The sequence below is a fragment of the Deltaproteobacteria bacterium genome (assembly GCA_029210625.1).
Lineage (GTDB): Bacteria > Myxococcota > Myxococcia > SLRQ01 > SLRQ01 > JARGFU01.
Genome location: JARGFU010000004.1, coordinates 196,163 through 209,886 on the forward strand (window position 1 = coordinate 196,163; position 13,724 = coordinate 209,886).

The 13,724-nt window shown below is 72.3% G+C and carries 9 protein-coding genes and 3 pseudogenes; 4 read left to right on the forward strand and 8 right to left on the reverse strand.

Annotated elements, in window-relative coordinates:
• Positions 1–25: 25 nt before the first annotated feature.
• Together P1V51_05480 and P1V51_05485 are read left to right on the forward strand one after the other, a co-directional pair.
• Complete coding sequence (locus tag P1V51_05480; GenBank protein ID MDF1562474.1) at positions 26–667, forward strand: glutathione S-transferase family protein; 642 nt, start codon at positions 26–28, stop codon at positions 665–667.
• Between the two features lie 939 nt (positions 668–1,606).
• Positions 1,607–2,950 (forward strand): annotated as a pseudogene (locus tag P1V51_05485) (RecQ family ATP-dependent DNA helicase).
• Between the two features lie 461 nt (positions 2,951–3,411).
• On the opposite strand, the pseudogene P1V51_05490 reads toward P1V51_05485, so the two are convergent.
• The 5 genes and pseudogenes from P1V51_05490 to P1V51_05510 all read right to left on the reverse strand — a co-directional run bounded on the left by P1V51_05490 (position 3,412) and on the right by P1V51_05510 (position 8,564).
• Positions 3,412–3,675 (reverse strand): annotated as a pseudogene (locus tag P1V51_05490) (hypothetical protein).
• A gap of 18 nt (positions 3,676–3,693) precedes the next feature.
• Entirely contained in the window at positions 3,694–5,190 is a 1,497-nt protein-coding gene (locus P1V51_05495) for a DUF4340 domain-containing protein (GenBank protein ID MDF1562475.1), read from the reverse strand.
• An 11-nt stretch (positions 5,191–5,201) separates the two neighbouring features.
• Complete coding sequence (locus P1V51_05500; protein ID MDF1562476.1) at positions 5,202–6,845, reverse strand: GldG family protein; 1,644 nt, start codon at positions 6,843–6,845, stop codon at positions 5,202–5,204.
• Positions 6,846–6,860: 15 nt separating this feature from the next.
• Positions 6,861–7,583, reverse strand: coding sequence for an ABC transporter permease (locus tag P1V51_05505; protein ID MDF1562477.1), 723 nt, complete (start codon positions 7,581–7,583; stop codon positions 6,861–6,863).
• Between the two features lie 3 nt (positions 7,584–7,586).
• Positions 7,587–8,564: an ATP-binding cassette domain-containing protein gene (locus tag P1V51_05510; protein MDF1562478.1), complete on the reverse strand. Its 978-nt coding sequence runs from the start codon at positions 8,562–8,564 to the stop codon at positions 7,587–7,589.
• Positions 8,565–8,771: 207 nt separating this feature from the next.
• On the opposite strand from P1V51_05510, the gene P1V51_05515 reads away from it, so the two are divergent.
• A complete protein-coding gene (locus tag P1V51_05515) occupies positions 8,772–9,911 on the forward strand; it encodes an iron-containing alcohol dehydrogenase (protein MDF1562479.1) in 1,140 nt (379 codons plus the stop codon).
• An 8-nt stretch (positions 9,912–9,919) separates the two neighbouring features.
• Here P1V51_05515 and P1V51_05520 read toward each other — a convergent pair whose 3' ends face one another.
• The 3 genes and pseudogenes from P1V51_05520 to P1V51_05530 form a co-directional block, all read right to left on the reverse strand.
• Entirely contained in the window at positions 9,920–10,729 is an 810-nt protein-coding gene (locus P1V51_05520; GenBank protein ID MDF1562480.1) for a hypothetical protein, read from the reverse strand.
• 6 nt (positions 10,730–10,735) lie between these two features.
• Positions 10,736–10,795, reverse strand: a pseudogene (locus P1V51_05525) (hypothetical protein).
• Positions 10,796–11,045: 250 nt separating this feature from the next.
• Positions 11,046–11,444 carry a response regulator gene (locus tag P1V51_05530; protein MDF1562481.1) on the reverse strand — a complete coding sequence of 133 codons (399 nt, stop codon included), beginning with the start codon at positions 11,442–11,444 and terminating at the stop codon, positions 11,046–11,048.
• Positions 11,445–11,719: 275 nt separating this feature from the next.
• Between P1V51_05530 and P1V51_05535 the strand changes: the two genes are divergently transcribed.
• Entirely contained in the window at positions 11,720–13,717 is a 1,998-nt protein-coding gene (locus P1V51_05535) for a hypothetical protein (protein ID MDF1562482.1), read from the forward strand.
• The last annotated feature ends 7 nt before the right edge of the window (positions 13,718–13,724 follow it).

Here is a 13,724-nt window from a genome sequence, read left to right on the forward strand (position 1 = left end):
GGACGCATGGAGTAGATCGACCCCCATGCGGCTCTACGATCTTCCGCGCTCACCCTGGAGTCAGCAGGTGCGCATCGTCCTGGCCGAGAAGGGCCTGGCTCACGAGCGCCACATCGTCCTGCCGGGGCAGGAGCTGGAGAGCTGGTACCAGGAGCTCAACCCCCTGGCCCGCACCCCCACCCTGGTCGACCGCGACCTGGTGCTGCGGGAGTCGAGCGTGATCGCCGAGTACCTGGAGGAGGCCTACCCGGACCACCCCCTGATGCCCGAGTCTCCGGCCGAGCGCGCGGTGGTGCGGATGGTGGTGAGCTTCGTCGAGCAGTACCTCGGCCCGCCGATGGAGGACCTCGCCCTCGCCCTGGCCGCGGGTGACGAGGTGGACCCCCACGACCTGGAGGAGCTGCGGGCCGACTGCGAGCTGGCCTTCGAGCTCCTCTCCGAGATCCTGGTCGCCGGGCAGACCCACGCCGCCGGTGAGCGCTACTCCCTCGCCGACGTGGCGCTGGCCCCCTTCCTCCTGGGGATGGTCGAGCCCCTCGACCTCGGCGAGACCCTGGCCGCCCAGGAGAACGTCGCGGCCTACTGCACCCGCCTCTCCCAGCGGACCTCCTCCCGGGTCGTCGAGCAGAGCCTCGCCGAGTGGGCGGAGATGATCTCGAACCTCTAGGGTTCGAGACGCGCTCGCGCCGCCCACCCGGACAAAGCCCGCTTGCATCGGCGCGCCCGGCCTGCTACCAATTTCCTCACGAGCAGGACGTGAGCGTACCCCTCGCGGAACTCACCCCTGCTCTCCTTCGCTGGTCCCGCTGTGAGAGGTGAAATCCGCTCACGTCTCGTGGACCTCGCCAGACGTCAATTTGACCGGAGCGCAGCGCAGCCCCGCAGGGCGCGAGAACGTCGCTTCGGGAGGGACCAGTCCAAGCCGATGGGTGAGACTCCTCAGACCGCCTCCAAGGCCAAGGCCGCCAAGACCACCAAGACGGTCCGCAAGGCCAAGACGGCCAAGGCGGTGACCAAGAAGAAGACCAAGAAGGCCGCGGCCGAGGCCGAGGCCTCTGCGCCCGAGCCGGGCCCCGCCCCGGAGGGGGAGGGAGCGCCCGCCCGGAAGGCGGCCAGGAAGGCCACGAAGACCGCGAAGGCCGCCACCGAGAAGACGGTGAAGAAGGCGGCGAAGAAGACGACCCGCAAGACCTCCCGGAAGGCGGCCGAGGAGGCTGCCCCCGAGCCCGCCGTGGCCGCCGAGTCGGCGGCCGAGGCCCCGGCGCCGGTGAAGGCCAACGGCGTCGAGGAGGGCGCCGGCGAGGCGCCGGCGAAGAAGCCGGCCCGCAAGAAGCGCCCGCGCCGGGAGAAGGCCGCCGCGTCCGCGGACGCGGCCGAGGCCGGCACCGAAGCGGTCGCCGCGGAGAGCGCCGCGCCGGCTGGCGAGCCGGCCGCCGGATCACCGGCGGGCGAGGCCGGCGAGGAGGGCGAGCGCCCCCGCAAGCGCAAGCGCCGCCGCCGTCGGGGCGGAGACGCCCTCAAGATCTCCAACGACCTCGAGGGCTGCAAGACCGTCGCCCGCAAGCGCTATGGCATCGACCGGCTGCACCCCGAGCAGGAGGTCGCCATGGCCTCGGTCCTCGAGGGCCGCGACACGGTGGTCGTCCTCCCCACGGGCTTCGGCAAGTCGCTGATCTACCAGGTGCCGGCGATGATGGTGGACCGCCCCACCATCGTCATCTCGCCCCTGATCGCGCTGATGTCCGATCAGGAGAGCGCGCTCAAGCGCCGCGGCATCCCCGTCGTCCGCCTCGACTCCACCCTCAAGGTGGCCGAGCGGCGCGAGGCCCTCGATCGCATCGCCCAGGGGGGGCGGCTGGTGATCCTCACCACGCCCGAGACCCTCGAGTCGATCGCCGCCCGCCCCTACTTCGCCCAGGCCAAGCCCGCGATCCTCTGCATCGACGAGGCCCACTGCATCTCGGAGTGGGGCCACGACTTCCGGCCGGCCTACCTGCGCCTGGGCACCGAGCGGCGCTTCCTGGGCACCCCGGTGGTGCTGGCCCTCACGGCCACCGCGACCCCCAAGGTGCGCGAGGACATCTCTCGCCAGCTGCGCCTCACCGACCCGAAGGTCGTGACGGCGCCGCCCCACCGCCCGAACCTGCGCCTCGGCGTCGAGGTGGTGCCGGGCAACCTCAAGCCCGAGGCCGCAGGCCGCCTGCTCAAGCGCCTGCAGCGGCCTGGCATCGTCTACTGCTCCACCACCGTCGAGGTGGACAACATCTGGGTCGCCCTCAACCGCGCCCGGATCCCGGCGGCCCGCTACCACGGGAAGATGGGCACCGCCGACCGCAACGCAGCGCAGCGGCGCTACATGAAGCCCTCCAAGCGCCTGGTGATGGTGGCGACCAGCGCCTTCGGCATGGGCATCGACAAGCCCAACATCCGCTACATCCTCCACTACCAGGCGCCGGGCTCCCTCGAGCAGTACGTGCAGGAGTTCGGGCGGGCGGGCCGCGACGGCCACCCCTCCCACTGCACCTTCCTCTTCGACGAGGCCGACCTGCGCACCCAGGACCACCTCCAGCGCCAGAGCCGGGCCAACGCCCGCCAGCTGATGCGGGTGGCCCACGCGCTGAAGGCCTGGGCCGAGGACGGGAAGCGGGTGAACGCCTCGGACCTCGCCCTCTCGGCGGAGATCCCGGCCTCGACCTGCCGCTCCCTCTGCGCCCAGCTCGAGGAGGTGGGCCTGGTCGAGCTCGACGAGGAGCGCAACTACTTCCCCCTCTGCGACCCCTCCGAGCTCATCGACGGCGCCAAGGACCTGGCCGGCCGCTTCGAGACGATGCGCACCGAGGACGCCAAGCGCCTCGCCGCGGTCAAGGAGTACGCCCTGACCGAGGAGTGCCGCAGCGTCTTCATCCGGCGCTACTTCGGTGAGGACGATCCCCCCAAGTGCGGCAAGTGCGACCGCTGCCGGGCGGAGCGCCGCCACGACCAGTCGATGGAGCGCTTCTCGCGCGCCGTCGAGGGGGTCGAGCGGGGCGAGCAGCCCCCCGCCGGCACCTCGAAGCGCCGCCGCCGCCGCCGCAAGCGCCGCCGGGGCGGCGAGGGCCGGGAGCAGGAGCAGCGGCAGGAGGCCCACCCCCGCCGGGGCCGGAGGCCCGAGGTGGAGCGGGACGAGGGGCCCTCGATCGACATCGACATGAACGGGCCGCCCGTCTCGCCCCACGACCCGAAGCCGAAGGCCGTGGTCGAGGCCCGGGTGAGGCCGATGGTCCGCAAGCGCAAGGAGAAGGACGCCGGGGGCGCCGCCGCCCAGGCCAGCGCCTCCCCGCAGGGCGGGGCCGCCACCGCGCCGCCCGCCGCGCCCCGGGTGGTGGCCGCCCGCCGGGTCGTCGAGTTCAAGCGGGACGAGGGCCCGCGGGGCTACGTGGCCGGGGGCCAGCGCCCCCGCCCGGCGCCGCAGCAGACCGAGCTCGCCCTGAAGCCCACGCCCGCGCCCGCTCCTGCGCCCGAGGAGAAGGCCGCGCCGGCCGCGAAGAAGAAGGCCGCCAAGAAGGTGGCGAAGAAGGCCACCGCCAAGAAGACGGCCGGCCAGCAGGCCGGCAGCAAGAAGGTGGCGAAGAAGGCCCCGGCCAAGAAGGCGACCAAGAAGACGGCCGCGAAGAAGGCGACCAAGAAGGCCGCCGAATAGCCGGGGCTCCCCGCCTACTCGCCGGCGGGGATCTTCGCCTGGAGCTGTTGCAGCTGCTGCTGCTCCATCATCTTCTTCATCAGCGCCTCGCGGACCTCGGGCGGGAGGTTCTTCAGCGTCTCGGGGTCGAGGCCGCCCATCGGGCCCATGCCCGGCCCGGCCGGCGCCTCGACCTTCTCGAAGCTCTTCCCGCCGCCGGCGAGCGAGCGCCGCAGGAAGGGCGAGAGGCGATAGACGCCGGCGTCGATGTTCCCCCGCGCGGGGATCCACTTCTGCTCCTCGCTCTCCTGCTCGGCGCCGAGGTCCAGCTCGGCCTGCTGGCCGGACTCGAAGGTGAGGACCACCCGCGCCACCGGCTTCTTCAGGGCCTGCTCGGCGGCGGCGAGCTGCTCGCCCTCGGCGAGGCCGAGGGCCCGGGCGTTCTTCAGCGCCGCGAGGCGCTGATCGACCCGGGCCGGATCGAAGACGAAGTCGTCGGCCAGCGCCGGGCGGCTCTCGGTGATCGCCCAGCCCGCCTCGCCCTTCTCGAGCAGGGTGCGCTCGGCGCCGTCGACGATCTCGAGGCTGCGGACGATGGAGGGATCGAAGTCCATCAGGTCGAGGAGGCGCAGGCTCTCCACCGGCGCGAGGAAGGCCTCGGCGTTGGAGGCGTGGAGGAGGTAGAGGGTGTCGCCGCCCTCGACCTGCCCGTAGACGGCGCCGCCCTCCCCGGCGGCCTGGCCGAGGCGCAGGGTGCGGGTCTGCTCGCCGGCGGTGAAGCTCACCCGGGCCGCGCCCTCCCCCAGGCCGGTGACCGCCACGCCGGGATCCTCGGTGACGAGCTCCTTGGCCCGCAGGTTCACGAGGGCCGCCACCCGGCTCTTCGCCGCCGCCGGATCGAAGCGGAAGCCCTCGGGGAGGTCCGGGGCCGGCTCGGCCGCCAGCCGCCAGGCCTCCTCGGCCTTCTCGAGGGCAAAGGGCGCGCCGACCGGGCCGAGGGCGACCCGGGAGAGCGCGTCGATCTTCTCCTCGAAGACCTTCAGCTCGTACCACTGCGGGGTCTTGCGCACGAAGGTGTAGGCGTAGATGCCCGAGACCGAGAAGACCTCGTCGCCCACCCTGACGTGCGTGCCGCCCTCGGCGGCCTTGCCCACCACGAACTCGGCGACGACCTTCCCGCCGGCCGAGGCCTTCACCCGGTTGCCCTTCTCGGCGTCCACCTCGTAGTCGGCGAAGCGCTCGGGGTTGGCGGTGATCAGCGCCGAGGAGGTGATCTTCGGGATCACCGAGAGGGCGGAGTCGACGGCGCTCTTCGAGGCCCGGTGCTTGCCGTCCACCTTCCACCCCTCCCCCGACCGGATCAGGGTGACGGCCTCGGGGCCCTCGACCTCCAGGCGATCGATGGCGTCGGGGTCGACCTTGGCGAAGGAGATCCGGGAGATGCCCTTCTCGGCGGGCTGCTGGTTGACCAGCCAGACGCCGCCGAGGAGGAGGGCGAAGACCGCGATCGCGATGAGGCTCTGCTTGCTCATGATCTGCTCCCCTAGAGGGTGGCCCGGGCGCGGCGCGCCTCACGCAGCCGCCAGCGCACGACCCCGAAGCCCACGAAGAGCAGGGGCAGGCCGAGGATGTTGAGGTACTTGGCCGCCGCGCGCTGACCGCTGCTGACCTTGTCCAGGGGCGCCGCCGAGAGGCCGCGGCTGCGCACGGCCAGGAGGGCGTCGTCCTGGGCCAGCCAGTCGACGAGGTTCAGGGCGAAGACCTGGTTGGAGCGGGAGAGGTAGTCGTCCTTCACGATCAGGTGACCGCCGGAGACGAGCACCCGGGCGTTCGCCGCCCGCGAGAGCGGCGCCGGGGCCGCCGGATCCTGGCTCTGGAGCTCGGCGCCCTCGCCGACGAAGGCGCTCGGGATGGCCCCGGAGAGGGCGACGATCAGGGCCTGCTCGGAGCCCTCGCCCAGGTCCGCCGAGCCCCAGCGCTGCAGCGGGTTGAGGTCGTAGGGGGCGCTGCGCACCCAGCTCTTCTCCGAGCTCTTCACCAGCACCTCGGCCTTCACGCCCTCGGGCAGCCCGGGGAGCACCGAGAGGGGGCTCATGAAGGGGAAGACCACCTGGGCCAGCCCCTGGGTGAGGGGGTGGTCGGGGTCGAGGGCCCGGGGCACGGGGATGAAGGGGTAGCGCACCTGCTGCTGGATCATCATCGCGCCGCGCTGCTGGGCGACCGACATCGGCGCGCACTCGGCGTCGATGACCAGGCCCTTCTCGACGCGCACCCCGTACTTCTCGAGCATGGCGGTGAGGCCGTGATCGAGGGGGTTGGGCTGGAGTTGCTGGAGCTCGGGGTCGACCTCACCGAGGAGGAAGGCCACCGACTTGCCCTGCATGATGAACTGGTCGAGGGCCCGCTGCTCGGCGTCGGAGAGCGGCGTCTTCGGGCCGGCGACGATGATCGCCGCGATGTCCGCCGGGATCTCGGGGGTGGTGGTGAGGTCGAGCTCGGCGAGCTCGTACATCTCGTCGAGGAGCGACGCGAGGCGGGAGAGCCCGGCCGCGGGGGAAGCCCCCTGGTGGCCGCCGAGCAGCGCGATCTTCGGGGCGTCCTTGCGGGCCATCTTGCGGATGAGGGTGGTCAGCTCGTACTCGAGGCCCTCGATCTGGGGGACCTGCGGCAGGACCTCCTTCTGCTCGCCGTAGGAGAGGGCCAGCGCCCGGTAGGCGCGCCGGCTGGAGGGCTCGTCGTTCTCGATGACCGGCACCTCGGTCGCCCGGATGCCCTGGGCCATCAGCTCCTGCTCGACGCTGGTCGCCTCGCGCAAGGCCCGGCCGAAGATGTCGACCTTGACCTCCTTCTTCTTCTCCTTGTCCTCGTCGGTCTCCTGCGCCAGGGGATCGATGAACTCGTAGCGGATCTTCCCCTTCGAGGCGGCGTGGTAGGCGTCGAGGAGGTCCTTCACGTCCCGGTTGAGGTTGTTGGCCGGCGGCGGGAGGTCGGCGGTGAAGTAGGCGCGGATCGTCAGGGGATCCTCGAGGTCGGCGAGGGAGTCGAGGGTGGCCCGGGAGAGGGAGAAGCGCCCCTCACGGGTCAGGTCGAGCCGGCCGAAGATCGAGATGCCCAGGACGTTGAGGAGCACGAGGCTCCCCACCACGAAGGCGCCGAGGACGAAGGGATCGAGGGTCTTCTTCTTCATGATCGTCTCCTTCCTTCAGGCGTGCCGCCGGCCGAGCGAGAGCACCGAGAGGTAGAGGGCGCCGCCGCAGAGGGAGAGGTAGTAGAGGACGTCCCGGCTATCGAGGACGCCCCGGGAGATGCTCTCGAGGTGGGCGCCGAGGCTGATGGCGTCCAGCACCGGGGCCAGCGAGGGGAAGAGGCCGGCCAGCCAGGAGATCACGAAGAGCACCGAGCCGATGATGAAGGCCAGGATGAAGGCCACGATCTGGTTGTCGGTGAGGGTCGAGCAGTAGATGCCGATCGCCACCAGCGCCCCGACGAAGAGCACCAGCCCGACGTAGCCGGCGACGACCGGGCCCCAGTCGAGGTCCCCCAGGAAGCTGACGGTGATCGCGTAGACCACCGTGAGGCCGACCGCGGTGAGCATCAGGCCCATGGCCCCCAGGAACTTGCCCAGGATCACCTGGGTGTCGCTGACCGGCAGGGTGGTCAGGAGCTCGAAGGTGCCCGACTTCCGCTCCTCGGCCACCAGCCGCATCGTCACCGCCGGGGTGAGGATCGCCAGCAGCATCGGCGGCGAGAGGGTGAAGGCCGAGGGCTGGAAGAAGCCCCGGAGGTCGGCCCGGCCGAAGAGGAAGAGGGTCGAGAAGAAGAGGCCGCCGGAGACCAGCAGGTAGACGGCGACCACGATGTAGGCGATGGGCGAGTCGAAGTAGCTCTTCAGCTCGCGGCGGGCGATGGCCAGCACGCTGTTCATGGGTCAGTCCTCCCCCTGGGTGAGCTTGCGGAAGGTGTCCTCGAGGGAGACCTGCTCGCGGTGGAGATCGAGGAGCACCAGGTCGTTCTTCACGGCGGCCTGGAAGATGGCCTCCCGGGGGTCGTCGCTCCCCTGGGTGGTCAGGCGGAAGGCCAGGGCCCCGTTGGGCTCGCCGTTCTCGGCGTCGGCGTGGCGGCGCGCCTCGCGGACGCCGGGCAGCGCGGCCAGCAGGCCCTGGACCGAGCCCGCCTCAGCGGGCGTGCCGTTGACGGCCTTGAGCACCACGGTGACCACCGCGCCGCCCTCGCGGTCGGTGAGCCCGTCCGGGGTGTCGTCGGCGACGAGCTTGCCCTCGTTGATGATCAGCACCCGGGAGCAGGTGGCCTGCACCTCCGGGAGGATGTGGGTGGAGAGGAGGACCGTCTTGTCCTTGCCCAGCTCCCGGATGAGGTCGCGGATCTCGACGATCTGGTTGGGGTCGAGGCCGCTGGTGGGCTCGTCGAGGACCAGCAGGTCCGGGTCGTGGAGCATGGCCTGGGCCAGGCCCACCCGCTGCCGGTAGCCCTTGGAGAGCTTGCCGATGTCCTTGCCCAGCACGCCGAGGATCCCGCAGCGGTCGGCGATCTCCTTGAGGCGCTTCGGGTCGTCCACCCCCCGCATCCGGGAGACGAAGTGGAGGAAGTCGACGACCATCATCTCGTCGTAGAGGGGCGCGGACTCGGGCAGGTAGCCGATCTTCCTGCGGGCCTCGAGGGGCCGCTCACCCACGTCGAGGCCGCCGATCCGGACGCTGCCGCCGCTCGGGGCCAGGAAGCCGGTGAGCATCCGCATGGTGGTGGTCTTCCCGGCGCCGTTGGGGCCCAGGAAGCCGACCACCTCACCTCTCGCCACGGAGAAGGAGATGCCCTGCACGGCCCGGGTGGTGCCGAAGGTCTTCTCGAGCTTCTCGACGCCGATCATGGCGTTGGAGCTATCCGTCATCGCGTTTCCTCCCAGATGCGCTGCTTGGCGGGTCCCGGGGCCTCGTTCAAGGCCGCTGCCCCATCACGGGGTTCGCACAACCCGAAGGCCGGTCTTCTTATTTCGAGTGGGCCCGGGATTTCAAGGGGCCGGCCCGACCCGCCGCGGCGACCGCGTCGATTGCCCGATCCCGGGCCCGGTGCTATCGGATGCGCCATGATCTCGACCATGGATTTCCCCACGCGGGTCCGCATCGGAGAGGGGGCCGTGGGCGCCCTCGTCGAGGAGGTGGCCGATCACCAGCTTCGCCGGGCTCTGGTGGTCTCGGACAAGGGCGTCGTCGAGGCGGGCCTCGTCGCCCGGGTGGCGCGGATCCTGGAGGGGGCCCAGGTCGAGTGGCACCTCTTCGACAAGGTCCAGACCAACCCCGAGGAGGAGGACGTCCTCGCCGGGGTCGAGGCCTACCGCCAGTCCGGCGCCGACCACCTGGTCGCCGTGGGCGGCGGGGCGGCCATCGACACGGCCAAGGGCATCCGCCTGCTGGTGAACCACCCGGGGCCCCTCTCCCGCTACGACGACGCGCTGGGCGGGGGCAAGCACGTCACCGGCGAGCTGCCGCCCCTCTTCGCGGTGCCGACCACCGCCGGGACCGGCAGCGAGGTCGGCCGGGCCTTCGTGGTGACCCTCGAGGGCCGCAAGGCGGTGATCTTCTCCCCCCGCCTGATCCCCACCGCCGCGATCTGCGATCCGGTGCTCACCCTGGGCCTGCCCCCGGAGATCACCGCCGCCACCGGCATGGACGCCCTCTCCCACAACGTCGAGGCCTACCTGGCCCGGGGCTTCCACCCCCTGGCCGACGCCATCGCCATCCGGGGCATCTCCCTGGTGGCCCGCTTCCTGCCCCGGGCGGTGAAGTCCGGCGCCGAGGACCTCGACGCCCGCACGGCCATGATGAGCGCCGCCCTGATGGGCGCCGTCGCCTTCCAGAAGGGGCTGGGGGGCATCCACTCCCTGGCCCACGCCCTGGGCAGCGAGTGCGGCCTCCACCACGGCCTGGCCAACGCCCTGGTGATGCCGACGATGCTGCGCTTCAACGCCGAGGCCGTCCCGGACCGGATGCTCGACGTGGCCACCGCCCTGGGCGCCTCCGGCGCGGGCTACGGCTCCGAGCCCGGCGAGCGGGCCGCCCAGCGGGTGATGAGCCTCTGCAAGGACATCGGCCTGCCGGCGAGCCTCGGCGAGCTGAAGATCGGCCCCGGGATGGCCGAGGCCCTGGTCGACGCCGCCCACGCCGACGGCTGCCATCAGTCGAACCCGCGGCCGGTGACCCGCAGCGACTTCGTGCGCCTCGTCGAGTCGCTCTTCTGAGCCGGGGATCAGGGCACGCAGAGACCGAAGAGGGTCGAGGCGAAGAGATCCGTGCAGGTGTCGGTGGGCGCCGGGCAGTCGGGATGGGAGGTCGTGCCGAGGGCCCCTTGCGAGGTCATGCAGACGAACTCGCAGGTCACGCTCGTCGCGGCGGGCAGCGTCGTGCAGTAGGCGCCAGCTCCGCAGCTCTCACCCTCCGAGAGCCCGGCCGCGCTGCAGCCGTCGTGGGGAGCGAGGATCGCCTGGGGCGTGGGCAGGCAGGGATCGAAGGGGCTGAGGTAGATCTCGCCGGGCTGGCAGAGCTGGCCCGGATCGCTGCAGGCGGCCTCCGGCGCGTGGAAGGAGCAGCTGGGCTCGCAGATCCCGTAGCTCGATCGGGTGCCGTCGGAGAGCCCGAGTGGCGTGCAGCCCTCCCCGGCGACGCAGGCGCCCGGGTCGCCGGGCCCGGAGCCCGAGGCGCAGAGGGTCCGGCAGACCGCATCCACCGCGTTCACCATGATGCAGATCAGCCCCGCACCGCAGTCCTCGCTGCCCGTGCCGCAGGGATCACCCTCCGCGAGGGTGCCCGCCGGCAGGCAATAGTTGGATTGGTTGGGTTGGAAGGCCGGGAAGCACCTGAGCCCCTCGGCGCAGCCCGAATCCGCCGCCGGTCCCCAGGGCAGGCAGCCCCGCGCGCAGACGCTGCCGAAGCAGGTCTCCCCGGCCGCGCAGGCCGGATCGCAGAGGGTGCAGGTCGCCGAGCAGCCGTCTCCGGCGAGCGTGTTGCCATCATCACACTCCTCGACGCAGGAGAGGACGCCGTCGCCGCAGACCTCCACGCCGCAGGCGCTCGAGCAACCCTCGCAGTCCAGGGTGTTCCCGTCGTCGCAGGCCTCGGCGGCCTGCCGGACGCCGTCACCTCAGACCGGGTCGGGGTCGGTCTCGGCCGGGCAGGCGATGGAGCCGACCAGCAGGCCGGCGGCGAGAGCGAGCACGGAGCGAGGGAGCGAGGTCATGGCGTCTCTCCTGGGTGTGGAGTCCTGGTGTGCGCGGCAGCCGCTCCCTGACTTCCGCCCGAGGCGGATCCTACCACGCAGCGCGGCGGCCCCGCGGAAGATCCAGGCCTGCTCGACCTCCTCGAGGGACCCGGGCGGTTCAGGTCTTGGCGAAGCGGAGCAGCGCCAGGAGCTGGGCGAACTGGATCGGCTTGGGCATGTAGTAGGCCGCGCCCGCTCGCAGCAGGCGGTCGGCCAGATCCGGGTCCTGGGAGGCAGACATCACGATCACCGGCACGTTCCGGTGGGCGACCTGCGCGTGGATCTGCTCGAGCAGCTGCCCACCGTGCATCATCGGCATGTTGTAGTCGGTGACGACCATGTCGAAGCGCTCGCGCTCCACGGCGTCGATGGCCTGCAGGGCGTCACTGACCGTGACGACCGTGAGGCCCTCCCGCTCCAGGAAGTCGGTGAGCAGCTTCAGGACGAAGGTGTCGTCGTCCACGAGCAGCACTCGCAGGCCGACCTCGTTGGACGTGTTCTGCTCCGGATCCCACACCCGGACAATCTACCCCACCGCCTCGGGATACCCAGAAGAACGGGGACGGATTTCCTCCCCGCAGGCGGGTGCGGCCTGCAAGCCAGAGGCGATCGGGAATCGTGGGTTCTGGTCTAGGCTCGGGCGAGCCGAAGAGGTAGGCGCGAGCTCGTGATCGTGCCAGTGAGCCGAGGATCGCATCGCCGCGACGGGGTCGATACCAACAGGGGGTGTGCCGGATGGGCTGGTCCAGCAAACTGATCGCGCTGTGCATCGCCGCAGCCACGACGGCCGTCGTGGCCAGGGCGGAGACCCGGCCGCCGGCGGTCGTCGATCACCTCGACCTCGCGGCGGACCACGACCGGGGCCGGGTCTTTCTCGACGGAGAGGACGCGCTGGTGCTCGACGGCAACAACCCCTTCTTCCTGCGGTGGAGGGCCGGCCGCTGGGTGCGCGCCGAGGCCTCGCTGCGGGGTGCCCCCTCCCTGCGGCCCGGCGCCTGGTATGGCGCCCTGGCCCGGGGGCGCGCCCTGCTGGCCGGGAACAACGCGGCCTACGCCGTGGAGGCCCACCAGGGCCGGTGGACCTACGCGGGCCTCGTCGAGCCCCCCGCGGGATGGCGGAGCATCCACGGTGTCGCGTTGTCGCCGGACGGTACCCGGGGGATGATCCTCCACGACCTGGCGCTCAGCGCGCTCGCGCGAACGGCCGAGGGGGCCTGGCGGGCGACCCGGATCGAGCTCGAGGGCAAGGCCCGCGGCGTCGCGCTGAACGACGAGCGCGCGGCCGTGCTCACCGACGACGCGGTCGTGGTCTTCGAGCGAAGCGGGGAGCGGTGGGTACAGCGTCAGGTGCTCACGCTGGTCCCCGATGCGCCGCTGCCCGGCAGGGAGGAGCACCTGCGTCCGACCGGGGTGGCCGCCCTCGACCAGGAGATCCTCGCGGTGGTGGGGTTCGCCCGCTTCAACGTGAGGCAGATCCACGTCTTCGAAGCGGCGCGCGAGGGGTGGCGCCAGACCGCCGTCCTCCACCCCCCGCCGCGCACCACCGGCGAGCCACCGCGTTTCGCCGAGGAGCTCGACCTCGATCGCGGACGCCTGCTCGTCGGCGCGCCCTCCGCGCCCGCGGCGCGCCGCTGCGGCGACGCCTACCTCTACGAGCGGGGGGCGGCCGGCGACTGGACCAGGGTGCACCTGCCCGATCCCTCGGCCTGCACCGCCCACGCCTTCGGCGCCGGGGTCGCCATCGCCGGGGAGCGGGCGCTCGTCTTCGCCCCACAGGCCGGCGGCATCTACCTGGACGGACGCAACCATCCCGGCCGGGCCCGGCGGCTCTATGCCTACGCCTTCGTCGGGCCGGCGCCAGCGCCCTTCGCGAGGCTCGGGGTCGGCGCGGCGGGGCCGGCCGACTGGGTGGGCGAGCTCGTGGGGGAACGGCGCCGCGACGGCCGCCTCGAGCGGGCGAGGCTCGGCGTGTTCCTGCGAATCTCCCGGCGGCCGGACGGGGTCGAGGCGAGCGAGTGCAGCGACGCCGAGTGCAGCCACCCGGTCTCCCTCGGCCGGCTGGAGGAGCCCGCGGATCGAATCTCCCTGACCAGCGCCGGCCTGGCCCGGCGCTTCGCCGGGGGGGGCGCTCCCCTGGGGGTGGCACGGGGCACGCTCTCGAGGAGCGGTGACCGGCTCGTCGCGGACCTGACCTTCGCCACCGGCGAGGCGGAGCTGCCGCGCGCCCGCCTGGAGCTGACGCCTCGCCAGGCGGAGACCGACATCGTGGCCCTGCTGAGCCGGGAGGAGGTCGTCATCCTGGAGCGCGCGCCCGCTCACACCTGGGTCGGCGAGTGGGCCGGCCGGGCGTGGGAGGGCGAAGGCCGGGTCCCGCTGCTGCTGCGCTTCACCGTGGAGGAGGATCGCCTGCGTGGAGAGCTCTGCTGGGAAGCGACGCGCTGCGCGGCCCTGCCGCGGATCGAGGAGGAGCTCGAGGGGCTGGCCCTGCAGCTCCCGCGCACCCCGCGAGCGGGAAGGTGGAGGGCCGGACCGGCGCCGGCCACGCTCCGCCGGGCGGGGCCCACGCTGAGCGGCGAGGTGGCCGGGCAGCCCTGGACGCTCCATCCGATCGGCCAGCGCTCGCCGGCCTCCTTCTTCGAGCTGGAGGCGCGTCGAGGCGATGAGCTGCGCGAGTCGCTGCCGCCCGCGCGCGACTGCGTCTGCGCCTGCTACTGCGGCGCCGCCCAGCCGCCCGACGCCTGCCCGTGGGACCAGTGCGGCTGCGCGCCCTGCCCGGAGGGGATCCCCTGACGCGGGC